General features: G+C 68.4%; 20 protein-coding genes. 13 read left to right on the top strand and 7 right to left on the bottom strand.

The window, feature by feature from the left end; translation table 11 throughout:
* Positions 1–10: 10 nt before the first annotated feature.
* The 4 genes from AC0QTQ_RS03345 to AC0QTQ_RS03330 all read left to right on the top strand — a co-directional run bounded on the left by AC0QTQ_RS03345 (position 11) and on the right by AC0QTQ_RS03330 (position 7,483).
* Positions 11–2,290 (top strand): NADP-dependent malic enzyme, encoded by a 2,280-nt coding sequence (locus tag AC0QTQ_RS03345; protein ID WP_480258247.1) that lies wholly within the window; start codon positions 11–13, stop codon positions 2,288–2,290.
* 236 nt (positions 2,291–2,526) lie between these two features.
* Positions 2,527–4,419 (top strand): propionyl-CoA synthetase, encoded by a 1,893-nt coding sequence (locus tag AC0QTQ_RS03340; RefSeq protein ID WP_480258246.1) that lies wholly within the window; start codon positions 2,527–2,529, stop codon positions 4,417–4,419.
* 140 nt (positions 4,420–4,559) lie between these two features.
* Positions 4,560–6,110: an ATP-binding response regulator gene (locus AC0QTQ_RS03335; RefSeq protein WP_480258245.1), complete on the top strand. Its 1,551-nt coding sequence runs from the start codon at positions 4,560–4,562 to the stop codon at positions 6,108–6,110.
* Positions 6,107–7,483: a sigma-54-dependent transcriptional regulator gene (locus AC0QTQ_RS03330; protein WP_480258244.1), complete on the top strand. Its 1,377-nt coding sequence runs from the start codon at positions 6,107–6,109 to the stop codon at positions 7,481–7,483. The genes AC0QTQ_RS03335 and AC0QTQ_RS03330 overlap by 4 nt, the downstream gene beginning before the upstream one ends.
* Here the strand turns inward: AC0QTQ_RS03330 and AC0QTQ_RS03325 are convergent.
* Positions 7,480–8,241 (bottom strand): NAD kinase, encoded by a 762-nt coding sequence (locus tag AC0QTQ_RS03325; protein ID WP_480258243.1) that lies wholly within the window; start codon positions 8,239–8,241, stop codon positions 7,480–7,482. The genes AC0QTQ_RS03330 and AC0QTQ_RS03325 overlap by 4 nt on opposite strands.
* A gap of 168 nt (positions 8,242–8,409) precedes the next feature.
* On the opposite strand from AC0QTQ_RS03325, the gene glyA reads away from it, so the two are divergent.
* The gene (glyA, locus tag AC0QTQ_RS03320) at positions 8,410–9,702 is read left to right on the top strand and encodes a serine hydroxymethyltransferase (RefSeq protein ID WP_121531812.1); all 1,293 of its coding nucleotides are present in this window, start codon (positions 8,410–8,412) and stop codon (positions 9,700–9,702) included.
* A 63-nt stretch (positions 9,703–9,765) separates the two neighbouring features.
* On the opposite strand, the gene AC0QTQ_RS03315 is transcribed toward glyA, so the two are convergent.
* Positions 9,766–10,137, bottom strand: a complete 372-nt coding sequence (locus AC0QTQ_RS03315; RefSeq protein WP_121531810.1) for a hypothetical protein — start codon at positions 10,135–10,137, stop codon at positions 9,766–9,768.
* Positions 10,138–10,243: 106 nt separating this feature from the next.
* Here AC0QTQ_RS03315 and AC0QTQ_RS03310 point away from each other — a divergent pair, with 106 nt between their 5' ends.
* Positions 10,244–11,026: an alpha/beta fold hydrolase gene (locus AC0QTQ_RS03310; protein ID WP_121531808.1), complete on the top strand. Its 783-nt coding sequence runs from the start codon at positions 10,244–10,246 to the stop codon at positions 11,024–11,026.
* A gap of 70 nt (positions 11,027–11,096) precedes the next feature.
* Here AC0QTQ_RS03310 and AC0QTQ_RS03305 read toward each other — a convergent pair whose 3' ends face one another.
* The 4 genes from AC0QTQ_RS03305 to AC0QTQ_RS03290 all read right to left on the bottom strand — a co-directional run bounded on the left by AC0QTQ_RS03305 (position 11,097) and on the right by AC0QTQ_RS03290 (position 12,767).
* Positions 11,097–11,588, bottom strand: coding sequence for a cytochrome b (locus tag AC0QTQ_RS03305; protein WP_183077463.1), 492 nt, complete (start codon positions 11,586–11,588; stop codon positions 11,097–11,099).
* Positions 11,589–11,704: 116 nt separating this feature from the next.
* A complete protein-coding gene (locus tag AC0QTQ_RS03300) occupies positions 11,705–11,890 on the bottom strand; it encodes a hypothetical protein (RefSeq protein WP_121531804.1) in 186 nt (61 codons plus the stop codon).
* 136 nt (positions 11,891–12,026) lie between these two features.
* A complete protein-coding gene (locus tag AC0QTQ_RS03295; RefSeq protein ID WP_480258242.1) occupies positions 12,027–12,350 on the bottom strand; it encodes a hypothetical protein in 324 nt (107 codons plus the stop codon).
* Positions 12,351–12,446: 96 nt separating this feature from the next.
* The gene (locus AC0QTQ_RS03290) at positions 12,447–12,767 is read right to left on the bottom strand and encodes an antifreeze protein (protein ID WP_121531800.1); all 321 of its coding nucleotides are present in this window, start codon (positions 12,765–12,767) and stop codon (positions 12,447–12,449) included.
* Positions 12,768–13,087: 320 nt separating this feature from the next.
* On the opposite strand from AC0QTQ_RS03290, the gene AC0QTQ_RS03285 reads away from it, so the two are divergent.
* From AC0QTQ_RS03285 to AC0QTQ_RS03260, 6 genes are all read left to right on the top strand, one after another.
* Positions 13,088–14,203 carry an efflux RND transporter periplasmic adaptor subunit gene (locus AC0QTQ_RS03285; protein ID WP_121531798.1) on the top strand — a complete coding sequence of 372 codons (1,116 nt, stop codon included), beginning with the start codon at positions 13,088–13,090 and terminating at the stop codon, positions 14,201–14,203.
* Positions 14,204–14,213: 10 nt separating this feature from the next.
* Positions 14,214–17,282: an efflux RND transporter permease subunit gene (locus AC0QTQ_RS03280; RefSeq protein WP_121531796.1), complete on the top strand. Its 3,069-nt coding sequence runs from the start codon at positions 14,214–14,216 to the stop codon at positions 17,280–17,282.
* 122 nt (positions 17,283–17,404) lie between these two features.
* The gene (locus AC0QTQ_RS03275) at positions 17,405–18,646 is read left to right on the top strand and encodes a 3-deoxy-D-manno-octulosonic acid transferase (protein WP_480258241.1); all 1,242 of its coding nucleotides are present in this window, start codon (positions 17,405–17,407) and stop codon (positions 18,644–18,646) included.
* 138 nt (positions 18,647–18,784) lie between these two features.
* A complete protein-coding gene (locus tag AC0QTQ_RS03270; protein ID WP_480258240.1) occupies positions 18,785–19,237 on the top strand; it encodes an NUDIX hydrolase in 453 nt (150 codons plus the stop codon).
* Between the two features lie 70 nt (positions 19,238–19,307).
* On the top strand, positions 19,308–19,742 hold the full coding sequence (locus AC0QTQ_RS03265) for a DUF1178 family protein (RefSeq protein WP_480258239.1): 435 nt from the start codon (positions 19,308–19,310) through the stop codon (positions 19,740–19,742).
* A 61-nt stretch (positions 19,743–19,803) separates the two neighbouring features.
* Positions 19,804–20,448, top strand: coding sequence for an SDR family NAD(P)-dependent oxidoreductase (locus AC0QTQ_RS03260; RefSeq protein WP_480258238.1), 645 nt, complete (start codon positions 19,804–19,806; stop codon positions 20,446–20,448).
* Between the two features lie 175 nt (positions 20,449–20,623).
* On the opposite strand, the gene AC0QTQ_RS03255 is transcribed toward AC0QTQ_RS03260, so the two are convergent.
* On the bottom strand, positions 20,624–22,168 hold the full coding sequence (locus tag AC0QTQ_RS03255) for a pyruvate kinase (RefSeq protein ID WP_480258237.1): 1,545 nt from the start codon (positions 22,166–22,168) through the stop codon (positions 20,624–20,626).
* Between the two features lie 178 nt (positions 22,169–22,346).
* Here AC0QTQ_RS03255 and AC0QTQ_RS03250 point away from each other — a divergent pair, with 178 nt between their 5' ends.
* Positions 22,347–23,609 (top strand): aspartate kinase, encoded by a 1,263-nt coding sequence (locus AC0QTQ_RS03250; protein WP_121531784.1) that lies wholly within the window; start codon positions 22,347–22,349, stop codon positions 23,607–23,609.
* Positions 23,610–23,646 lie beyond the last annotated feature (37 nt).

Here is a 23,646-nt window from a genome sequence, read left to right as displayed (position 1 = left end):
GGAGGCCCTCATGGACGAGTCACGGCACGAACCCGCGCGTCATCCCGCGCTCGACTACCACGAATTTCCGAAGCCCGGGAAGCTCGAGATCCGCGCGACGAAGCCGCTCGCCAACGGCCGCGACCTGAGCCGCGCCTATTCGCCGGGTGTGGCCGAGGCCTGCCTCGAGATCAAGGCCGATCCGACGACCGCGGCGCGCTATACCGCGCGCGGCAACCTCGTCGCCGTGGTGACGAACGGCACCGCGGTGCTGGGCCTTGGCAACATCGGCCCGCTTGCCGCGAAGCCGGTGATGGAGGGCAAGGCGGTCCTGTTCAAGAAATTTGCCAACATCGACGCCTTCGACATCGAGCTGAACCAGCCCGACCCGGAAAAGCTGGCCGAGATCGTCTGCGCGATGGAACCCGCCTTCGGCGCGATCAACCTCGAGGACATCAAGGCCCCCGACTGTTTCATCGTCGAGAAGATCTGCCGCGAGCGGATGAACATTCCGGTGTTCCACGACGACCAGCACGGCACCGCGATCGTGGTGGGCGCGGCGGCGACCAACGCGCTGCGGATCTCGGGCAAGCGCTTCGACGAGATCAAGATCGTCTCGACCGGCGGTGGCGCGGCCGGCATCGCCTGCCTGAACATGCTGCTGAAGCTGGGCGTCAAGCGCGAGAACGTCTGGCTGTGCGACATCCACGGCCTCGTCTACGAGGGCCGCGCCGAGGACATGAACCCGCAAAAGGCGGCCTATGCGCAGAAATCCGACCTGCGCACGCTCGATGACGTGATCGCCGGCGCCGACATGTTCCTCGGCCTCTCGGGCCCCGGCGTGCTGAAGCCCGAACATGTGGCGAAGATGACAGCGCGCCCGATCATCTTCGCGCTGGCGAACCCCACTCCCGAGATCCTGCCCGACGAGGTGCGCTCGGTCGCCCCCGACGCGATCATCGCCACCGGCCGTTCGGACTTCCCGAACCAGGTCAACAACGTCCTGTGCTTCCCCTTCATCTTCCGCGGCGCGCTCGACGTCGGCGCGACGACGATCAACGACGAGATGCAGCTTGCCTGCATCGAGGGCATCGCGGCGCTTGCCCGCGTCACCACCTCGGCCGAGGCGGCAGCGGCCTATCGCGGCGAGAAGATGACCTTCGGTCCCGACTACCTGATCCCGAAGCCCTTCGACCTGCGGCTGATCGGCGTCGTCTCCTCGGCGGTGGCGAAGGCCGCGATGGAGACCGGCGTCGCCACCCGCCCGATCGAGGACCTCGCCGCCTACAAGCGCGCGCTCGAGGGCTCGGTGTTCAAGTCGGCCCTGCTGATGCGCCCGGTGTTCGAGGCGGCCGCCACCGCCTCGCGCCGGATCATCTTCGCCGAGGGCGAGGACGAACGCGTGCTGCGCGCCGCCCAGGCGATGATCGAGGAGACCACCGACCGGCCGATCCTGATCGGCCGCCCCGAGGTGATCGAGGCGCGGCTTGACCGCATCGGCCTGCCGCTGCGCCCGGGCACCGATTTCGAGGTCGTCGACCCGAACAACGACCCGCGCTATCGCGACTATTGGGAGACCTATTACCGGCTGATGGCGCGGCGCGGCGTCACCCCCGACCTCGCCCGCGCGATCCTGCGCACCAACACCACCGCGATCGCCGCGATCGCCGTCCATCGCGGCGACGCCGACAGCATGATCTGCGGCACCTTCGGGCAATATCTGTGGCACCTGAACTATATCCGTCAGGTGCTGGCGCGCGACGGGCTGCACCCGGTCGGCGCGCTCAGCCTGATGATCCTCGAGGACGGGCCGCTGTTCATCGCCGACACCCATGTCCACCACGAACCGACCCCCGAGGAGATCACCGCCGCGGTGATCGGCGCGGCGCGGCACGTGCGCCGCTTCGGGCTGGCGCCGAAGGTGGCGCTGTGCTCGCACAGCCAGTTCGGCAACCTCGACATCGACTCGGGGCGGCGGATGCGGGCGGCGATGGCGCTGCTCGACGCGCGAGAGCCCGATTTCGCCTATGAGGGCGAGATGCACATCGACGCCGCCCTCTCGCCCGAAATCCGGCACCGGCTGATGCCCGAGAGCCGGCTCGAGGGCGCGGCGAACGTGCTGATCTTCGGCAATACCGACGCCGCCTCGGGGGTGCGCAACATCCTCAAGGCGAAGGCCGGCGGGCTCGAGGTCGGGCCGATCCTGATGGGGATGGGCAACAAGGCGCATATCGTGACGCCCTCGATCACCACCCGCGGGCTGCTGAACATCTCGGCCCTCGCCGGCACGCCGGTCGCACATTACGGCTGATCCCGGCCGGCGCGGGGCACAGCGGCCCCGCGCCGGATGCAAAGCGAAGAAACTTTGCAAATTGCGTTATGCCCATCCTACAGCATCAACAAAATCCACTGCTTTGCAAAAGTTTGCGCAAGCATTGGCCGAGGAACTGCAAAATTTTCCGGTCGGAATGTCGCATTCCCCGGTAACAATCTTGCAGGAATCTCTTAGCCTCCGTAACAAGAAATCCAGCTTGGAGGAGGCATACAATGGCATACAAGGACGTCTACGCTGCCTGGCAGGCCGACCCGGAAGGGTTCTGGATGCAGGCGGCGGAGCAGATCGACTGGGTCGAAAACCCCACGAAGGCGCTCTTCGACGAGAAGGCCCCGATCTACGAATGGTTCTCGGATGGCATGGTCAACACCTGCTGGAACGCGGTCGACCGCCATGTGCTGGCCGGTCGCGGCGACCAGATCGCGATCATGCACGAAAGCCCGATCACCCATTCGACCAAGGGCATCACCTACAAGGAACTGCAAAAGCGCGTGGCCTCGCTTGCCGGCGCGCTGCGCATGCGCGGCGTCGAAAAGGGTGACCGCGTCATCATCTACATGCCGATGATCCCCGAGGCGCTCGAGGCGATGCTGGCCTGTGCCCGGCTCGGCGCGATCCATTCGGTGGTCTTCGGCGGCTTTGCCGCGAACGAGCTGGCCGTGCGCATCGACGACTGCACGCCGAAGGCGATCATCGCCGCGTCCTGCGGGCTCGAACCGAACCGCGTCGTGCACTACAAGCCCCTCCTCGACGAGGCGATCGACATCGCCACCCACAAGCCCGAGTTCTGCGTGATCTTCCAGCGCGAGCAGGAAGTGGCGAAGCTGGTCGAGGGCCGCGACTTCTCCTGGCACGGCTTCCAGTATGGCGTGCGCCCGGCCGAATGCGTGGCGGTCGAAGGCAACCACCCGGCCTATATCCTCTACACCTCGGGCACCACCGGCGCGCCGAAGGGCGTGATCCGGGCGACCGGCGGCCATCTCGTCGCGCTGAGCTGGACGATGAAGAACATCTACAACATCGAGGCGGGCGACCGGTTCTGGGCCGCCTCGGACGTGGGTTGGGTCGTCGGCCACAGCTATATCTGCTACGGCCCGCTGATCGCCGGCGCGACCACCGTGGTGTTCGAGGGCAAGCCCGTCGGCACGCCGCACCCGGGCGTGTTCTGGCGGGTGATCCAGAACAACCGGATCAAGAGCTTCTTCACCGCGCCCACCGCGCTGCGCGCGATCCGGCGCGAGGATCCGAACGGTGACTGGATCAAGCGCTACAAGCTGCACGAGATGCAGGCGCTGTTCCTGGCCGGCGAACGCGCCGACCCGGACACGGTGAAATGGGCGCAGGAACACCTCGGCGTGCCGGTGATTGACCACTGGTGGCAGACCGAGACCGGCTGGGCGATCGCGGCGAACCCGCTCGGCATCGAACTGCTGCCGACGAAACTCGGTTCGCCCTCGGTGGCGATGCCGGGCTATGACGTGCAGATCCTCGACGAAGGCGGTCACCCGATGAAGGACGGCGAACTGGGCGCGATCGCGATCAAGCTGCCGCTGCCTCCGGGCACGCTGCCGACGCTGTGGAATGCCGAGGAGCGCTTCAAGAAGAGCTACCTCAGCCACTTCCCGGGCTATTACGAGACCGGCGACGCGGGCTACAAGGACGAGGACGGCTATCTCTACATCATGGCGCGCACCGATGACGTGATCAACGTCGCGGGCCACCGGCTCTCGACCGGCGCGATGGAGGAGGTGCTCGCCTCGCATCCCGACGTCGCCGAATGCGCGGTGATCGGGGCGGCGGACGAGCTGAAGGGGCAGACCCCGATCGGCTTCCTGTGCCTGAACAAGGGCTGCACCCGCGACGAGAAGGCGATCGTGCGCGAATGCGTCGCCCTGGTGCGCGACCAGATCGGCCCGGTCGCGGCGTTCAAGACCGCGCTCGTCGTCGACCGGCTACCGAAGACCCGCTCGGGCAAGATCCTGCGCGGCACGATGGTGAAGATCGCCGATGGCGAGCCCTACAAGATGCCCGCCACGATCGACGACCCGGCGATCCTCGACGAGATCACCGCGGCGCTGAAGGCGATCGGCTACCCCGCCAGCTGACCGTGCCGGCGGAGCCCGCGCGACGGGCTCCGCCGCCTTCCGTCACGTTGCGCGACGGAAAGTCGTATTTTCCCCGTAACATTATTTCCGGATTCTGTTTTTATGATGCGAACCCCGGGGTTTCGGGGAAGGGTTCCGACATGAAGACGCAACATACGCCTTCCGTTCCGCCTGATCCTGCGCTGACCGCGCAGCTGAAGCTTGCACAGATCACCCTGCTTGGACATGACCTGCGCGCGGCCGTTGCAGATATCCTTGCCTCCCTGCGCCTCGTCAGCCGCGAGAGCCTCGCGGATGCCCCCCGGCGCCAGATCGAGCGGGTGCGGGTGGCCAGCGACCTCGTCGCGCGGCTGCTCGACGAGGGGCTGGTGCTGATCGCCGAGGAGGCCGAGGCCGCCGGCGCGCAGCAGGTGCAGACGGCGCGACTGCTGCGCGAGCTCGAGATCCGCTGGTCGGGCCACGCCCGCGAGCGCGGCATCTCGCTGCAATTCACCCTGGCCCCCGACGTGCCGCCGGTGCTGGTGCTCGATCGGCTGGCGATCGAGCGGGCGGTGTCGAACCTGCTGTCGAACGCCTTCAAATATGCGCGCAAGGGGGTGGTGCAGGTCTCCTTCCGCCTCGCCGCCGGGGATCAGCTGCAGGTCTGCGTGCGCGACGACGGGCCCGGCTTCCCGCCCGAGCTGCTCGGCCGGCTGTTCCGCCCGGGCCAGCGCGGCAGCACGCCGAACATGCCCGGCTACGGCCTCGGACTTGCCATCGCCCGCGACATGGCCGAGCGGCTCGGCGGCCGGATCGAGGTGCACAACCGCCCCGAAGGCGGCGCCATCGTCACCCTGATCGTGCCGATGCTGCCGGCACTGCCGCTCCTTGTCGAGGAGGGACCGACAGCGCCCGACCTGAGCGGGCTGCGCGTTCTCGTCACCGATGACAGCCGCACGCATCAGGCGGTGATCTGCCACCTGCTCGACGACATGGGCGCGACCTGCATCACCGCCGACCACGGGCGCGAGGCACTCGCCCTGCTGGCCGCGCGCGACTATGACCTTGCGGTGATCGACATCGAGATGCCCGGGCTTGACGGCCGCGGGGTGATCGCCGCGCTGCGGTCGGGCGAGACCCGGCGGCGCCTGCCGATCCTCGCCTGCACCGCCGATGCAATGCCCGAGACCCGCGACGCGCTGCTCGCCCTGGGCGCCGACGCGGTGGTGGTGAAGCCGCTGACCAGCCTGCCGCGTTTTGCCGCCGCAGTCGAACGCGCCCTGCAGCGCGCCCCATCCCCGCCCGCCCCGCCCGCCGGGGCCGACCCGGGCTTCATCGACGGGCTGCTGATCGTCGACAGCGCGCAATTCAGCCGTCTGCTCGCCATCGCCGGCGAGGACGGCAGCCGCGAGCTCCTGCACCGGCTGCTGGCCGACCTGCGCGGCATCGAGGCCCGGCTGCGCGACGCGCTTGCCCAGGGCGACGGCACGGCGATCCGGCGCGAGATGCACATCCTCACCGCGATCTCGGGCGAGCTTGGGGCACAGTCGCTCTACGATTGCGCCGCTGCACTGGGCGCGGGGCTGCGCGAGGGCCGCCCCGAGGCGACGGCGCTGCTCGGCCGGGCCGTTCTCGCGCGGATCGCACAGCTCATCGCCTTCACCGAGGGCGAACTGGACGCGCGCGAGGATCGCGCAGGAGAGATGCCGTGAACGAAGCCGCCTCGCCGCCGATCGCCGCCGATATCCTGCTGATCGAGGACACGCCGACGCTGCGCGCGATCTATGACGCGCATCTGCGCAGCTCGGGCTTCGTCACCCTTTCGGCCGCCTCCGCCGCCGAGGGGCTGGCGCTGTTTCGCAAGACCGATCCGCCCGTCGTGCTGCTTGACCTGATGCTGCCCGACGGCGACGGCATCGACCTGATGCGCGAGATGCTGGCGTTGCAGCCGCGCACCGCGGTGGTGGTCATCACCGCCGACCGCTCAACCGAGCGCGCGGTGAAGGCGATGCGCGCGGGCGCGCATGACTTCCTCGTCAAGCCGGTCTCGGAACTGCGGCTGATGACGGCGATCGCCAATGCCCGCGCCGCAGCCCAGCTGTCGCGGCCGCAGGCGGTGCCCGGGCGCGAGGCGCCGCTTGCGGGCTTCATCGGCACCTCGGGACCGATGCGCACGGTCTATGCCCGGATCCGCTCGGCCGCGCGCTCGATGGCGCCGGTCTTCGTCACCGGCGAAAGCGGCACCGGCAAGGAGCTCTGCGCGCAGGCGGTCCATGCGCTGTCGCCGCGCGCGGCGGCCCCCTTCATCACCCTCGATTGCGGCGCAATCCCGGTCGAACGCTTCGAGTCCGAGCTGTTCGGCCATCTGCGCGGCGCCTTTCCCGGCGCGGTCACCGACAAGGCCGGGGCGGCGGCGCTGGCCGATGGCGGCACGCTCTTCCTCGACGAGATCTGCGACCTTGCCCCCGAGCTGCAGCCGAAGCTGCTGCGCTTCCTGCAGAGCGCGACGATCCAGCCGCTCGGCGCAGCCCGGCCGCAGCGGGTCGACCTGCGGGTGATCGCCGCCTCGGCGCAGCCGCCGCTGCAGGCGGTGCACGACGGGCGGTTGCGCGAGGATCTCTATTACCGGCTGCGCGTCGTGCCGATCGAGATGCCGCCGCTGCGCCAGCGTCCCGACGACATCGCCCCGCTCGCGGCGGAAATCCTGCGCCGCTTCGCCATTCTCGAGGGCCGCGCCTTCACCCGGCTCTCGCCCACCGCCGAGGCGGTGCTGCGCGCCCAGCCCTGGAACGGCAACGTGCGCGAGCTGATGAACGTGCTGCGCGCCGCGACCGTGACCCATGACGGCGACGAGCTGACCGAGGAGATGCTGCCCGAGGAGATCCGCTTTCCGGCCGAGCATGCCCCGCCCTGCCCCGGGCTGAACATGACCACGCTCGCCGGTCGCAGCCTCGCGGAAATCGAGCGGCTGGTGATCGAGGATTGCCTGACCCGGCACGACGGTTCGGTGCCGCGCGCGGCGCGCGAGCTCGACGTGGCGCCCTCGACGCTTTACCGCAAGCTTGATGCCTGGCGGAAGGATTAGGCGAACTGCTCGCGCATCAGCCGCTCCTCGAGCCCGTGGCCGGGGTCGAACAGGATGCGGTGCTCGACCTTCGGCTCGGAGCGGATCTCGACCCAGAGCACCGGCTTGACCGAGCGCGAGTCGGCATCCGCCATCACCGGTCGCTTCGCCGGGTCGAGCACGTCGAAACGCACGATCGCCGAGGAGGGCAGGATCGCGCCCTGCCAGCGCCGCGGCCGGAAACTGGCGATGCCGGTCAGCGCCAGCACGTCCGAGCCGATCGGCAGGATGGGCCCGTGCGCGGAATAGTTGTAGGCGGTCGAGCCCGCGGGCGTCGAGACGATCGCCCCGTCGCAGACGAGTTCCTCCATCCGCAGCTTGCCATTGACCGAGATCCGCAGCTTCGCCGCCTGCGGCCCGGCGCGCAGCAGCGAGACCTCGTTGATCGCCAGCCCCTCGTGCATCACCCCGTCGACCGTCATCGCCCGCATCGCAAGCGGGTTGATCACCTCTTCCTCGGCCTGGGCGAGCCGCGCCGGCAGGTCATCGGGGGAATAGTCGTTCATCAGGAAGCCGACGGTGCCGCGGTTCATACCATAGACCGGCAGCCCCGCCCCCGCATGCAGCGTCTGCAGCATGAAGCCGTCGCCCCCAAGCGCCACGATCACATCGGCCGCATAGCGCGGCACCTGGCCATAGCGCTCCACCAGTTCCCCAAGTGCCGCCTGCGCGGCCTCGGCATTTGCCGCGGCGAAATGGATGTGGTTCGGCCTGTTCATCTGCGACCCCCGGGTTTCCGTCCTGATGTGACAAGCGACGATCGGAAACACAAGACGCGAATGGGCGCACGGATGCCGCGCCAAAACGTCCTGACGTCGTTTTGAGCGCTTTCGGCCCCGGGATTTCTGCGATAAACGACCCGCGACCATCCCGTTCAGGAGACGCCCATGACCGCCCAACGCGACGCCGGCTTCTTTACCGAAAGCCTTTCCTCCCGCGACCCCGACATCTGGAAATCGATCACCGACGAACTCGGCCGCCAGCGCGACGAGATCGAACTGATCGCCTCGGAAAACATCGTCTCGAAGGCGGTGATGGAGGCCCAGGGCTCGGTGATGACGAACAAGTACGCCGAGGGCTATCCGGGCAAGCGCTATTACGGCGGCTGCCAGTTCGTCGACGTGGCGGAAAACCTGGCGATCGACCGCGCCAAGCAGCTTTTCGGCTGTGCCTTCGTCAACGTGCAGCCGAACTCGGGCAGCCAGGCGAACCAGGGCGTATTCAACGCGCTGCTCGCACCCGGCGACACCATCCTCGGCATGAGCCTCGACGCCGGCGGTCACCTGACCCACGGCGCGCGCCCGAACCAGTCGGGCAAGTGGTTCAACGCGATCCAGTATGGCGTGCGCAAGCAGGACAGCCGGCTCGACTATGACCAGGTCCGCGCCCTTGCCCACGAGCACAAGCCGAAGCTGATCGTTGCCGGTGGCTCGGCCATCCCGCGGCAGATCGACTTCGTCGAGTTCCGCAAGATCGCGGACGAGGTCGGCGCCTGGCTGATGGTCGACATGGCGCATTTCGCGGGCCTCGTGGCCGGCGGCCAGCACCCGTCGCCCTTCCCGCATGCGGATGTGGTCACCACCACCACCCACAAGACGCTGCGCGGCCCGCGTGGCGGCATGATCCTGACGAACAACGAAGAGATCGCCAAGAAGGTGAACTCCGCGATCTTCCCGGGCATCCAGGGTGGTCCGCTGATGCATGTCATCGCCGGCAAGGCCGTGGCCTTCGGCGAGGCGCTGCGTCCGGAGTTCAAGGAATACGCCAAGCAGGTCGTGCTGAACGCGCAGGCGCTCGCCGACGAGCTGATGAAGGGCGGCCTCGACATCGTCACCGGTGGCACCGACACCCATGTGATGCTGGTCGACCTGCGCCCGAAGGGCGTGAAGGGCAACGCCACCGAGAAGGCGCTCGGCCGGGCGCACATCACCTGCAACAAGAACGGCATCCCGTTCGACCCGGAAAAGCCGACGGTGACCTCGGGCGTGCGTCTCGGCACCCCGGCCGGCACCACCCGCGGCTTCGGCGAGGCCGAGTTCCGCGAGATCGGCCGGCTGATCGTCGAGGTCGTCGACGGGCTTGCCGCGAATGGTGAAGAGGGCAACGTCGAGGTCGAGGAAGCCGTCAAGGCCAAGGTCGCGACGCTGCTCGCCCGCTTCCCGATCTACCCGACGCTCTGATCCCGTCGGCGGATCGCAGGAACGAAAGGCCCCCCGCGCGGGGGCCTTTTTCATGCGCCCCGTTCAGAACAGGCCGCGCAACCGCCCCACGGCGAGCACCAGCGCCCCGACCACGACGAGGCCGAAGACCACCGAGGCCGCGGCCGAGCGCGCCAGCCCCTGCACCCGCGCGCCGCTGCCGAGCGGGCGCAGATAGTTGACGCAGATGTCATAGGCTTCGGCGATCTCGCTCATGTCGGCTTGCCGCATCATCCGCGGCGAGGCGGCGAGCGCCTCGGCCTCGGCCAGCAGCGCCGCGGCCCGGCGCACCCTGCGCGGCAAGGCGCGGGAGCGGCTTTTGAGCCGGTCGCGCAGCGTGCGCCCGCGCGCGCCCAGCCGTTCGGCCAGAAGCTGCGAGACGCGCCCGGTCATCTGGCGCAGGGTGATCGGATCCATCGACGCTCCTCCTGACACGAAGCCTAGCCGCGCCGGCGCGCCCGTGCAACGTTCCCCCGCTACGCCCCCACTGGAAGAGCGGCGCGGGCCGCGCTACCTATGCGTCATGCTGAACGTCATCGCCCATGGCAGCGACACCGAGCTGCCCCCGCTCCTCATCGTCCCCGGCCTTTTCGGCTCCGCCCGCAACTGGGGCGTGGTCGCCAAGCGGCTGTCCGAAAAACGGCTCGTGCTGGCGCTCGACATGCGCAACCACGGCGACAGTTTCTGGTCGGACGAGCATTCCTATCCGGCGATGGCCAATGACCTTGCCGGGGTGATCTCGGCACAGGGGCGGGCCTGCGACGTGATGGGCCATTCGATGGGCGGCAAGGCGACGATGATGCTCGCCCTGACCCGGCCCGGGCTGGTGAACAGGATCGTGGTCGCCGACATGGCGCCGGTGAACTATGACCACGGCATCGCGCATGGCTATCTGATCGACGCGATGCAATCGATCCGGATCGACGACATCACCTCGCGCTCGGAAGCCGACCGGCGGCTGAGCGAGCGGGTGCAGGACCCCGCGACACGCGCCTTCCTGCTGCAATCGCTCGAGCTGCGCGACGGCCCGGTGCGGTGGAAGTTCAACCTCGAGGCGCTGAAGAACAGCCTCGAGGGCATCCTGGCCTGGCCCGACCCGCTGCCCGCCGCGGCCCATCCCTTCGCCGGACCGGCGCTGTTCCTCTATGGCAAGAACTCGGCCTATGTCCGGCCGGAGTATCACGCGCCGATCCGGGCGCTGTTCCCGAAGGCGGAATTCGAGGGCATCGAGGGCGCGGGGCACTGGCTCCATGCCGAGCGCCCGCGCGAGGTCGAGGCTGCGGTCGAGGCCTTCCTGTCGCGCTGAGGATTGCGGACAGGACAAGGGCCGCCCCGGTTGCCCGGAGCGGCCCCATTTCTGTCGTCGACGGATGCGCTCAGAGACGCGCGGTGCGCATCCGGTCGATGATATTGGTCTTCGCGAAGAACTGCTGATAGAGCGCGCCGACGATATGCAGGCCGATCAGCACGAGCAGCACGGTGGTGAGCGCCCCGTGCAGGTCGCCCGCATCCTCGACCCCGCCGAACCAGGCCACCGCGCCGGCGGCGACGGTGAGGATCAGCACGAGGTAGAGCCCCAGATGCGTGGCGGCTGCCACGAGCTTCTGGATCGCCGGTTCGTTCGCCGGGGCCGCGGGCACGCCGTTCTTGAAGCGCAGGGCGATCCGCCACAGCACCAGAACGAGGATCGAGATCCCGGTCGCCACATGCAGCGGCGCGAGGATCGAGGCGGTGATCTGCTCGCCTTCGAGGCCGGCGTCGAAGGCTTCGCCGACAGCGTCGTTGAGCAGGAATTGCGGGATGATGAGCACGGCGGTGAGCCAGTGCAGAGCGATGTGAAGGCGGGAATAGCCTTGCGGGGCGGGCATGATGACCTCCGGTTTCCGACAGCGCAGTGCTGCCACGCAGCATTCTAGCCGACAAGCCCGTAAAACCGGCTTAACGGCGCCCTGCAACCTCAGTTGCAGGGTGGTTTGCCGCGTTTTCAGGCGTTCGCGACGATCTGCCTGGCCACCAGCCATGCCGCGGGAATCGCCACGACGAAGCCGATCGCCGCTGCGGCCAGCACCGACTTCATGTCGAACATGTTCATGGTCAGCGCGGCGATGATGAGAACGCCGGCAAGGGTCGGGCCGGCAAGCGCATAGATGATGCCCATCAGGCGGATCATGGAAAGGGTCTCCGTTCAGGCGCGTTTCATGCATCCACAGATCATCATTTGTACGGCGCGAACCTTGATCTGGGTCAGATCGGCACGCCCGGGCAGCCTGTCCGGGCGCGGCGTGCTGTCGCAGCCCCGTGGCGGGTCAGCACGAAAGCTGGAAGGTCGCCTCGCCGGTGTCGCCGATGAGCGAGGGCGAGGCCCACATCCCCCGCCCCGGCCCGACCGTCGTGCAGCCCGTCGCCTGCGCCGCCGCGCGCTCCATCAGCGCCGGCACCGCGTCACGCTCGGCACGGGAGAGATAGCCCAGACGGATCACCTCGGCGTGGTTCTCCTTGCGGAAGACGACGAAGCGGATGTCCTCGAGCACCAGCTCGTGCCGCTCGGCGCCGAAGAAGACCGGGCTTGGCTGCGCACCGCAGGCGGCAAGAAACAGGGCCACGGGCAGGATCAGGACAGGCAGGCGCATCGGTCCTCGCGGGGGCTGAACCCCGCCAGTGTCCCGAAGTATGGTTAACAGATTGTTAATGCGACCGGGGCGAACAGGCCCGCGGCGAGGCGTCGCTTACCAGAACACCGGGCCCCAGGCCGGGCCCATGCGGCTGAGCCGCTCGAGATTGCCCGAGGTGTGGCGGCCGATCTCGACCATGCTCGCCTCGAGCATCGCGTCCGGGCCGCGCCCGCTCAGCGCCGCGACGGTCGCCGCCTCGGCGGCCTCGACGACGGCTTGCGCCTTTTCCGCGACCATCAGGGTGAACTCCGAGGGCGGCGTCGCCCAGAGACCCGCCATGCCGGCCAGACGCATCGCAATCACCGACTGCGCCTCGAAGCCGATGCGGGTGGCCTGGAGAGCCAGCGACACCGGCGAAATCGGTTGATAGTCCATAGGTACCCTCTCTCGCCTGCGCCCCCCGGACACCGGCCCCACCGTCTTGCGCGGCGTGTGGAGGCACCTGAGGAAAATCCTGACGGTTATGACGGTTTTCTGACGCCGGCGAAAGGGAGACTTTCTGGCAAGACCGGGCGTTTTGCGCAATCCGGCCGTGTTCTCTGCGGCACGCTCTTGTCTTTTCCGCAACGGCAGCCAGATCTCGCGCAAGGGTAATTGACTTCCACTCCAGTCTCTGAACTCTAGAGTTCAGGAAGGAGCCAGTGCGGCAGAGCGTGCCACGCTGGCTCTCTGTTTGAAACGAACCGGGACAGACAATGATTAAACGTTTCATCATCGCGATTCTCGCACTTGTTCTCGTCGGCGGCGGCATCGTCGGCTTCAATCTGTTCCGCTCGAAGATGATCGCCCAGTTCTTCGCAACGATGAAGCCGGCGCCGGTCGCGGTGTCGGTCACCGACGCGGTGCCGCAGCGCTGGACGCCGGGGATCGAGGCGATCGGCACCGCCTCGGCCGCGCGCGGCGTCGATCTGGCGACCGAGGCCTCGGGGCTGGTGCGCGAGATCCGCTTTGCGGCCAACGACCATGTCGAGCAGGGCCAGCTTCTGGTGCAGATCGACGACCGCCAGGAGCGCGCCGATCTGGCCGCCGCGCAGGCCGCGCTCGATCTGGCCGAAACCACGCTGACCCGCGCGCGCGAGCTGCGCGACCGCGGCGTCTCGGCCAATACCACGCTCGACAGCGCCGAGGCCGAGGCCGTCTCTGCCCGCTCGACCGTGGCCAAGCTCAAGGCCGTGCTTGAAACCAAGCAGCTGACCGCGCCCTTCGCCGGCACCATCGGCATTCCGCAGATCGAGGTGGGCCAGTATGTCACCCCGGGTACCGTCTATGCGACGCTGCAGGACATCCGCCACATGCGCGTCGACTTCACCCTCTCCGAACAGCAGGCGGGCATCGTCAAGCCGGGCATGTCGGTCACCGTCACCCCGGAATCGGGCGAGGACGTGCTGCAGGGCTCGGTCACCGGCATCGAGCCGAAGATCGACCCGAACTCGCGCCTTGTCACCATCCGCGCCGAGCTGCCCGAGGCCGGCACCACCCTCACCCCGGGCCAGTTCCTGCGGGTGCGGGTGAACCTGCCCGAGGAAGAGGGCATCATCGCCCTGCCGCAGACGGTGGTCTCCTCCACGCTCTACGGCGACTCGGTCTTCGTGGTGCGTTCGGAAACGCCCGAGGGCGCCAGCGAGGCGCAGCTCGTGGCGCGTCAGGTCTTCGTCACCCTCGGCCGCCGGGCGGGCGACAAGATCGAGATCATCAAGGGCGTCGAGGCGGGCGACAAGATCGTCGACGCCGGGCAGAACAAGCTGACCTCGGGTGCGGTCGTGAAGATCTCCGAGGAGAACGGCACCGCCGTTCCGGCCGCCGGCAACTGAGGGACGCGCGATGCATTTCACCGAAATCTTCATCCGACGCCCCGTCCTGTCGACGGTGGTCGGCGCCTTCATGCTGCTGCTCGGCATCCAGGCCTATTTCAACCTGCCGGTCCGGCAATATCCCAAGGTTGACGAGACGGTGGTGACGATCACCACCACCTACGCCGGCGCCTCGCCCGACCTGATCCAGGGCTTCATCACCGCGCCGATCGCCGAGGCGGTGGCGACGACCGAGAACATCGACTACGTCACCTCCTCCTCGGTCAACTCGGCCTCGGTGGTGTCGGTCAACATGAAGCTCGGCTCGGACCCCGATGCCGCGCTGACCGAAGTGCTGTCGAAGGTGCAGCAGGTGCGCGGCAAGCTGCCCTCCGACGCCGATGACCCGGTGATCGTCAAGGGCACCGGGCGCACCTTCGCGCTGATGTATCTCGCGGCGATCAACCCCAACATGACGCCCGAGCAGCTGACCGAATACCTCGAGCGTGTGATCAAGCCGCGGATGTCCACCATCTCGGGCATCGCCGAGGTCAGCATCATCGGCGCCGCGAACTACACGATGCGGGTCTGGATCGACCCCGACAAGCTCGCGGCCCGCGACGTCACCGCCTCCGAGGTGCTGGCGGCGATCAAGGCCTCGAACTTCCTGTCGGCGCCGGGCAAGACCGAGAACATCGACGTCACCCAGTCGATCACGCTGAAATCGACGCTGCAGTCGCCCGATGCCTTCGGCGCGCTGCCGATCCGTGCCACCGGCGACAAGGTGGTGCGGCTGCGCGACGTGGCGCGGGTCGAGCTCGCCTCGGACGACTCGGGCGAGATCGTCACCTTCGCCGGCCGGCAGGGCACCTTCATCGGGCTTTCGCCGACCCCCGCGGCGAACCCGCTCGACACCGCGCAGGCGGTGCGTGACGAGCTGCCCGCGATCAACAACGCCCTGCCCGAGGGGATGAAGATCGAACTCGTCTACGACACGACCGAGCAGATCTCGGCCTCGATCGACGAGGTGTTCAAGACCATCGGCGAGGCCGTGGCGATCGTCGTCGTGGTGATCCTGCTGTTCCTCGGCTCGCTGCGCTCGGTGCTGATGCCGATCGTCACCATTCCGCTCTCGCTCATCGGCGTGATGGCGGTGCTGCTGGCGCTTGGCTATTCGATCAACCTGCTCACGCTGCTGGCCATGGTGCTGGCGATCGGCCTCGTCGTCGACGACGCGATCGTGGTGGTCGAGAACATCCACCGCCATATCGAGGACGGGATGAAGCCGATCCCGGCCGCAGTGCAGGGGATGAAGGAGATCACCGGCCCGGTGATCGCGATGACCATCACCCTCGCCGCGGTGCTCTCGCCGCTCGGCTTCACCGGCGGGCTGACTGGTGCGCTCTTCAAGGAGTTCGCCTTCACGCTTGCGGGCTCGGTGATCCTGTCGGGCATCATCGCGCTCACCATCACCCCGATGATGTCGGGGCGGATCCTGAAATCGGGCCATGCCTCGGGCTTCCAGGCCTGGGTCGACCGCACGTTCGAGCGTTTCGCGGGCTGGTACGAGCGGCGGGTGAACGGCTCGCTCGACTATCGGCCGGTGACGGTGATGATCGTCGTCGTGCTGATCTCGGTGATGGGCTTCATGTTCATCCACACCTCGACCGAGCTTGCGCCGGAGGAGGATCAGGGCGCGGTGATCGCGATGGTGACCGGGCCGCGCTATGCGACCTCGGATTACACCGCGAAATACATCGACCGGATCGGCACCGACACCAAGGACATCCCCGAGCTGCGCACCTATTTCTCGATTGCCGGCTTCGGCGGGCAGAAGAACCAGGGCATCTACATCTGGGCGCTGAAGGACTGGGGCGATCGTGACCGTAGCCAGAAGCAGATCCAGACGCAGATCCAGGCCGCGATCGACACCTCGACCGGGCTCAAGGGCTTTGCCTTCGCGCCGCCCACCCTGCCGGGCACCGGCGGCGGGCTGCCGATCTCGGTGGTGATCCAGTCGATCCACGCGCCCGACCGCGTTTCCGAGGTCGCCGAGGAGATCCGGATCAAGGCGCAGAAGTCGGGCAAGTTCATCATGGTGCAGAACTCGCTCAACTACGATTCGCCCGAAGTGCGGGTGACGATCGACCGCGACCGCGCCGCGACGCTGAACGTCTCGGTCGCCGAGATCGGCAACACGCTTGGCCTGCTCGTCGGCGGCCCGACCGTGGCGCAGTTCGACCGCGACTCGAACTCCTACGACATCGTCACCCAGGTGCCGAAATCGTTCCGCTCGAACCCCGAGCAGCTCGGCCAGTATTTCGTCCGCGCCTCGACCGGCGAGATGGTGCCGCTGTCCTCGGTGGTGAAGATCGAGACCGGCGTCATGGCCTCGGCGGTCGAGCAGTTCAACCAGCTGAACTCGGCCACGATCTCGGCGCTGCCGATGCCCGGCCAGTCGACCGGCGACGGGCTCGCCACGATCGTGCAGATCGCCCAGGAGGTGATGCCCGAGGGCTTCTTCATCGACTATTCGGGCCAGTCGCGGCTCGAGGTGAAGCAGGGCAACACCATCGCGCTTGCCTTCGGGGCGGCGGTGCTGGTGATCTATCTGGTGCTGGCGGCGCAGTTCGAAAGCTTCCGCGACCCGTTCATCATCCTGATGTCGGTGCCGCTGACGATCTTCGGGGCGATCCTGCCGCTGAACCTCGGGCTCGGCACGCTGAACATCTACAGTCAGGTCGGCCTGATCACCCTCGTCGGTCTGATCACCAAGCACGGCATCCTGATGGTCGAATTCGCGAACCAGCAGCGCGAGGAGCACGGCCACACCCGGCGCGAGGCGATCGTGCTTGCCGCCAAGACCCGACTGCGGCCGATCCTGATGACCACCGCGGCAATGGCGCTTGCCGTCGTGCCGCTGGTCATCGCCAAGGGCGCCGGCGCCGCCGCGCGCGAGGCCATGGGCATCGTGATGTTCTCGGGCCTGCTGATCGGCACGATGTTCACGCTCTTCGTGGTGCCGATGTTCTACACCTTCATCGCCCCCTCGGACGAGGCGATGCGCAAGGCGCGCGAGAAACGGCTGGCGGCGGGCTGAGCCCCCTGCCCTGCCGCACAAGACCCGCTGCCCCCGGCCCGTCCGGGGGCAGTTGCATTTCGGACCCTTGCATCCGCCGCCCCGCCCCGCTTTGATGCCGCGACCTCACCCCGGACCTGCCCGTGCTCTTCCTCTATCGCCTGCTCCTGTCGCTCGCCCTGCCCGTGCTGCTGATCCGGCTCGGACTGCGGGCGCTGCGCGGGGCCGAGCCCGCCGCGGCACTCGCCGAACGGCTTGGCGGCGGCGCGCCCTCGGCGCCGGGGGCGATCTGGCTCCATGCCGCCTCGAATGGCGAACTGATCTCGGCGCAACCGCTGATTGCCGCACTCTTTGCCGCGCGGCCCGGGCTGCGGCTTCTGGTCACCACGAACACCGTCACCGCCCGGGCGATGGCGCTTGGCTGGGGGGACGAGCGGATCACGGTGCGGGCGGCGCCGCTCGACACCCGCTGGGCGCTGGCCCGGTTTCTCGCCCGCCACCGCCCCGCGGCGCTGATCGTGGTCGAGAACGAACTCTGGCCGAACCGGCTGCTGGGCTGTGCCGCGCGCGGCCTTCCGGTCTTTGCGATCGGCGCGCGGATGTCGGCGCGCTCGGCCCGGCGCTGGCGCAAGACCGGGCTCGGGCCCCGGCTGATGCGCGCGGTCACCGCGCTTTCGGCGCAGGACCCCGCCTCCGAGGCCGAGTTCCGCGCCCTTGGCCTGCCCGCCCGCGCGACGCTGCCGATCGTCAACCTGAAGACCGCCGTGCGCCTGCCCGAGCCCGATGTCAGCCTGGGCTGGCCGCGCGCCGCGACCCTGCTCGCCGCCTCGACCCACGAGGGCGAGGAGGAGATCGTCCTTGATGCCTTCGCCCGCGCGCGAACGACAAATCCGTCACTCCGCCTGATCCTTGCGCCACGCCACCCGCGGCGCGGGCCCGAGATCGCGCGGCTGATCGCCGCCCGCGGCCTTGCCTTCGCCACCCGCTCGACCGGCGCCCCCGCCACCGCGCCGGTGCTGCTGGCCGACACCATGGGCGAGATGACGAACTGGTATGCCGCTGCCGGGATCTGCTTCATCGGCGGCACGCTTGCCCCGAAGGGCGGCCACACCCCGTTCGAGCCCGCCGCCCAGGGCTGCGCGCTGCTGCACGGCCCGTCGGTCTTCAACCATGCCGACGCCTTCGCCGCCCTCGATGCCGCCCGGGGCGCGATCCGGGTGGAAGACGCCGACAGCCTCGCCGCCGGATTCGCGCTTGCCCCCGCGGCGCAGACCGATCTGGCCCGTGCCGCGCGCCGCGCCCTCGCCTCCCTTGCCGCCGAGGGTGCCCCCGCCCGTCTGGCAAAGGCGCTTCTCGCGCGGATCGACGCCCCGAAACGCCGCTGAAACAGGCATTCCCCGAAAATTTCAGCGATTCTTCGTCCGAACGTTACATGGCTGTTATGGAAATCTGCGGCATTTCGCCCTATTTTTTCCTGACAAGAAGATCAAAGCGGCGCACCAGCCGCAACCACGGGCGAGGCCATGAAATTCGAGAGAAAGCTGGCCCTCCTGCGCGACGCGCAGGGAGCGGTGCCGGTCCAGTTCGCAGCCCTCTGCACCCGCCACAAGGCCGGGCGGCTCGAGGTGCTGCTCATCACCTCGCGCGACACGGGGCGCTGGATCCTGCCCAAGGGCTGGCCGATGGCGGGCAAATCGGCCGGCGAGACGGCGCTGACCGAGGCCTGGGAAGAGGCCGGCGTCGTCGGCCATCTGACCGGCGAGGCGCTTGGCAGCTATGGGGCGCTGAAGGAGCTGGTCGCCGGCACGCCGATGCCCTCGCGCGTCGAGGTGCACCCGGTCCGGGTCGAACGGCTGGCGGCGAAATTCCCGGAAAAGGGCCAGCGCCGGCGCAAGTGGATGACCGCGAAGAAGGCGGCGAAATCGGTGGCCGAGCCCGAGCTTGCGACGCTGCTGCGCGCGCTGGCGCGGGACTGAGCGCCGCCGCGGGCTTGCATTCGGCCCCGCTTCGCTTATCTCAGGGAAACCCCTTTCCCGCAGGCCGCCGATGATCCGCTACACGCTCAAATGCGATCAGGACCACAGCTTCGACAGCTGGTTCGCCTCGGCCGAGGCCTTCGAGAAGCTGCGCGCGACGGGGATGGTGGCCTGCACCGTCTGCGGCTCGACCACGGTCGAGAAGGCGCTGATGACCCCGGCCCTGCGCCCCGGCCGCGACGCCGCCCCCGAGACCGCCGAGCACCCGCTCAGCACGCCGCAGGGCGAGGTCGAGGCGGCGCTGGCCGCGATGCGCCGGGTGATCGAGGAGAACTCGGACTACGTCGGGCGTGATTTCGTCGACGAGGCCCGCGCGATGCACTCGGGCGAGAAACCCGAACGCGCGATCCATGGCGAGGCGCGGCCGGACGAGGCGCGCGCGCTTCTCGAGGAGGGGATCGCCGTGACGCCCCTGCCCTTCCTGCCGCCGCGCAAGACGAACTGACCCCCTTGCACCCGCCGCCGCAAGGCGCATTCTGGGGAAAAAGGACAAGGGAGAGAAGCACATGACCATTCTCATCACCGGCGCGAACCGCGGCATCGGCGCCGCGCTCCTCGCGCAGTATCGCGACGCGGGCCGCGCCGCATTCGGCACCGCGCGCCAGCCCGAAGGCGACCTGCTGCCGCTCGACGTCACCGCGCCCAAAAGCGCCGTGGCACTGGCACAGCGGCTGAACGGGCTGCCGCTCGATCTGCTGGTGTGCAACGCCGGTATCTATCCCGACAAGGGCCAGGAGCTCGAGACCGGCTATGCCGCGCCCCTCTGGGCGCAGGGCTTTGCCACCAATGTCACCGGCGTCTTCCTGACGATCCAGGCGCTTTTGCCGAACCTGCGCGCGGCGAAGGGCAAGATCGCGATCCTGTCCTCGGCGATGGCCTCGGATGCGACGGCACCGGGGGGCAGCTACATCTACCGCGCTTCGAAAGCCGCCGCTCTGAACCTCGGACGCAATCTTGCGGTCGACCTGAAGCCCGAGGGGATCGCGGTCGGCATCTACCACCCCGGCTGGGTGAAGACCACCATGGGCGGCCCCGAGGCGCAGATCGAGGCCGAGGCTTCGGCCGCAGGGCTTGCCGCGCGCTTTGCCGCGCTCGGGCCCGACACCACCGGCTGTTTCGAGGCCTGGGACGGCACGCCGATCCCGTTCTGAGGCAGGAAGGGGGCGCAGCCCCCTCTGCGCCTTTGGCGCATTCACCCCCGGGATATTTGGCTGCAATTGGAAGACGGCGGCAGTCCTTCGCTTCCAATTGCCTCAAATATCCCGGGGGTGCGGCCGAAGGCCGAGGGGGCAGCGCCCCCTGCGCGCCTTGCGCCGCAGCCCACCGTCAAAGATCGTGCCAGAGGCCGAGGGCCCCGAGCCGGGGAGACTTCTTGTTGGTGTGACGGTCCATCCGCATCAGCACGTCGCGCAGGAAGATCACCGCGTCGTCGAGATGCGGGCCCTTGTTCAGCATCACGCATTCGGCGCGCTGGCTCATCGCCGCATCGGTCATCTCGGCGCGGCTCGCCTGACCGTCCTTGACCATGGTCTCGAGCACCTGCGTCGCCCAGACCACCGGTACCTCGGCCGCCTCGCACAGCCACAGGATTTCCTCCTGGATCTCGGAAAGCCGCTCGAAGCCGATCTCAACCGCCAGATCGCCGCGGGCGATCATCACGCCGACCGGCATCCGCCCGCCCGCCTCGACGATCAGGCCGGGCAGGTTGCGCAGCGCAAGCGGGGTCTCGATCTTCAGCATCAGCGAGGGGCCCGCGTGTTCGCCCGCGGGCTCCGAGCGTGCCGCGAGCGCGGCGAAAAGCGCGCGCAGGTCCGCACCGGTCTGCACGAAGGAAAAGCCGATGATGTCGGCGTGGCCCAGCACGAAGTCGAGATGGCCGAGGTCCTCCTCGGTCAGTGCCGGCACCCGCAGATCGACGCCGGGCAGGTTCACCCCCTTCTCGGCCTTGATCTTCGCGCCCTTGCCCGGCGTGCCGGTGATCTCGGCCAGCACCCGGCCAGGGGTCACCTCGAGGATCTTCGCGCGGATCTTGCCGTCGTTGATCCAGAGCGCGCCGCCCTCGGTCATCGCCGCCATCAGCGCCGGATGGCTGAGGGTGATCTGCGGCAGGTCGGGCTTGGCCGAAAGCGTCTCGACGACCTCGAAGCGGTCGCCCTCGAACAGCCGCCCGGTCTCGCCCGGCTCGAGCTTTTCCTTCTTCGCGCCCTTCTCGGTCCTGCCCGGCGCGACCTCCTCGACCCGCAGCTTGGGCCCGGGCAGGTCCATCTGCACCGGCACCGGCCGCCCGGCCGCAGCGGCGGCGCGGCGCACGTGGCCGATCATCGCCGACCAGGCATCGGGGCCGTCATGGGCACAGTTGATCCGCATGCAATCGGCGCCGGCCTCGATCAGCGCGGCCACGAGCCCCGCATCCTCGGCGGCCTCGGACGGCAGCGTGACCATGATCCGGGTGTTCGGATTGCCGCGGCGCGCGCCGAAGAGCGCATCGCGGCGCGCCGCGAGCCGCGCCGGGCCGGCAGCAAAGATCTCGACCGGCGGATACTCGGCCACCCCCTCGCCGCCGATCAGCGCGAGCGATGCCAGCACCGCATCGAGCGAGGGGCGCACATGCGCCTCGGAGCGGCCGAGCGACGACAGCCCGAGCGAGGACAGCGGCGCCTGGAACGGCACCAGGTCGCCGCGCCGCAACGCGAGATAATCGGCCAGGTTGCGCGCCGAAGGCACGAATTCGGGCCGCAGGATCTTGCCATCCCAGGCCTCGAGCGTGGTCTCCGACCGCCGCGCCATGTCGGCGCGCAGCACCTCGAGCGCCCGATACAGGCCACGCGCCTGCGCGCGCCGTTCGCGCCCTTCAACCTCAGTCAGACTCATCGCGACCCTCCTCGCTTGACCGGTTCCGGCTATCCCCGGCACATGACGGCCACGTGACAGCCGCACGACGGCCAGATCACGCCTTGCGGAACAGGCGCACTCTTGCAAGCGTCGCCCCCTTCCGCTAGCAGGGGCGCAAAGTCCGGGGCAGAGGGCCGCGGCGTTTCAGGGGGGTATCATGCCGCTTCTCGTCATGAAATTCGGCGGCACCTCGGTGGCTGACCTCGACCGGATCGCGAATGCGGCGGCGAAGGTGCAGCGCGAGGTCGAGCGTGGCTATGACGTCATCGTCATCGTCTCGGCCATGTCGGGCAAGACCAACGAGCTCGTGGGCTGGGTCGAACAGACCTCGCCGCTCTATGACGCGCGCGAATATGACGCCGTCGTCGCCTCGGGCGAGAACGTCACCGCCGGTCTGATGGCGCTGCGCCTGCAGGAGATGGGCGTGCCGGCGCGCAGCTGGCAGGGCTGGCAGGTGCCGATCAACACCACCTCGGCGCATGGCTCGGCGCGCTTCGTCGACATCCCGCGCGCCAATATCGACGCGAAATTCGCCGAGGGCATGAAGGTCGCCGTGGTCGCGGGCTTCCAGGGCCTGTCGCCCGAGGGCCGGATCACCACCCTTGGTCGCGGCGGCTCGGACACCACCGCCGTCGCCTTCGCCGCCGCCTTCGCGGCGGAGCGGTGCGACATCTACACCGATGTCGACGGCGTCTACACCACCGACCCGCGCGTCTCGTCGAAGGCGCGCAAGCTCGACAAGATCGCCTTCGAGGAGATGCTCGAGCTCGCCTCGCTCGGCGCGAAGGTGCTGCAGACCCGCTCGGTCGAGCTGGCGATGCGCTACAATGTGCGCCTGCGGGTGCTGTCCTCCTTCGAGGACACCGATGAAAATTCTGGAACCCTTGTCTGCGGTGAGGATGAAATCATGGAATCGAAAGCCGTCTCCGGTATCGCCTTTTCCCGTGACGAGGCGAAGATCACGCTCTTCACCATCGAGGACCGCCCCGGCGTCGCCTCGGCGATCTTCGGGCCGCTGGCCGAAGCCGGCGTGAACGTCGACATGATCGTGCAGAACATCTCGGAAAAGGATTATGACGAGCACCACAGCGGCGCCGTCACCGACATGACCTTCTCCTGCCCGATCAATCAGGTCGCCCGCGCGCAGAAGGCGCTCGAGGATGCCAAGGCCGCAGATCTGATCCGCTATGACGAGCTGATCATCGACACCGACGTGGCGAAGGTCTCGGTCGTCGGCATCGGCATGCGTTCGCACGCCGGTGTCGCGGCACGCATGTTCGACGCACTCGCTGCGGAAAACATCAACATCAAGGTCATCACCACCTCCGAGATCAAGATTTCGGTGCTGATCGACCGGAAATATATGGAACTGGCCGTGCAGGCCCTCCATGATGCTTTCGGACTGGAAAAAGCGGCCTGATCTGACCGGGTCAGGCCCCTGAGCACAAGAAGCGGGG

It is taken from the genome of Paenirhodobacter sp. YD-8 (genome assembly GCF_056590935.1).
The sequence above is the reverse complement of the archived record's forward strand: the minus strand, read 5'-3'. Positions and strand labels throughout refer to the sequence as shown.

Excerpts from the sequence above, each read along its gene's own strand:
- AC0QTQ_RS03345 (WP_480258247.1), top strand. The coding sequence starts at position 11 with ATGGACGAGTCACGGCACGAACCCGCGCGTCATCCCGCGCTCGACTAC.
- AC0QTQ_RS03340 (WP_480258246.1), top strand. The coding sequence starts at position 2,527 with ATGGCATACAAGGACGTCTACGCTGCCTGGCAGGCCGACCCGGAAGGG.
- AC0QTQ_RS03335 (WP_480258245.1), top strand. The coding sequence starts at position 4,560 with ATGAAGACGCAACATACGCCTTCCGTTCCGCCTGATCCTGCGCTGACC.
- AC0QTQ_RS03325 (WP_480258243.1), bottom strand. The coding sequence starts at position 8,241 with ATGAACAGGCCGAACCACATCCATTTCGCCGCGGCAAATGCCGAGGCC.
- glyA (WP_121531812.1), top strand. The coding sequence starts at position 8,410 with ATGACCGCCCAACGCGACGCCGGCTTCTTTACCGAAAGCCTTTCCTCC.
- AC0QTQ_RS03315 (WP_121531810.1), bottom strand. The coding sequence starts at position 10,137 with ATGGATCCGATCACCCTGCGCCAGATGACCGGGCGCGTCTCGCAGCTT.
- AC0QTQ_RS03310 (WP_121531808.1), top strand. The coding sequence starts at position 10,244 with ATGCTGAACGTCATCGCCCATGGCAGCGACACCGAGCTGCCCCCGCTC.
- AC0QTQ_RS03305 (WP_183077463.1), bottom strand. The coding sequence starts at position 11,588 with ATGCCCGCCCCGCAAGGCTATTCCCGCCTTCACATCGCTCTGCACTGG.
- AC0QTQ_RS03300 (WP_121531804.1), bottom strand. The coding sequence starts at position 11,890 with ATGATCCGCCTGATGGGCATCATCTATGCGCTTGCCGGCCCGACCCTT.
- AC0QTQ_RS03295 (WP_480258242.1), bottom strand. The coding sequence starts at position 12,350 with ATGCGCCTGCCTGTCCTGATCCTGCCCGTGGCCCTGTTTCTTGCCGCC.
- AC0QTQ_RS03290 (WP_121531800.1), bottom strand. The coding sequence starts at position 12,767 with ATGGACTATCAACCGATTTCGCCGGTGTCGCTGGCTCTCCAGGCCACC.
- AC0QTQ_RS03285 (WP_121531798.1), top strand. The coding sequence starts at position 13,088 with ATGATTAAACGTTTCATCATCGCGATTCTCGCACTTGTTCTCGTCGGC.
- AC0QTQ_RS03280 (WP_121531796.1), top strand. The coding sequence starts at position 14,214 with ATGCATTTCACCGAAATCTTCATCCGACGCCCCGTCCTGTCGACGGTG.
- AC0QTQ_RS03270 (WP_480258240.1), top strand. The coding sequence starts at position 18,785 with ATGAAATTCGAGAGAAAGCTGGCCCTCCTGCGCGACGCGCAGGGAGCG.
- AC0QTQ_RS03265 (WP_480258239.1), top strand. The coding sequence starts at position 19,308 with ATGATCCGCTACACGCTCAAATGCGATCAGGACCACAGCTTCGACAGC.
- AC0QTQ_RS03260 (WP_480258238.1), top strand. The coding sequence starts at position 19,804 with ATGACCATTCTCATCACCGGCGCGAACCGCGGCATCGGCGCCGCGCTC.
- AC0QTQ_RS03255 (WP_480258237.1), bottom strand. The coding sequence starts at position 22,168 with ATGAGTCTGACTGAGGTTGAAGGGCGCGAACGGCGCGCGCAGGCGCGT.
- AC0QTQ_RS03250 (WP_121531784.1), top strand. The coding sequence starts at position 22,347 with ATGCCGCTTCTCGTCATGAAATTCGGCGGCACCTCGGTGGCTGACCTC.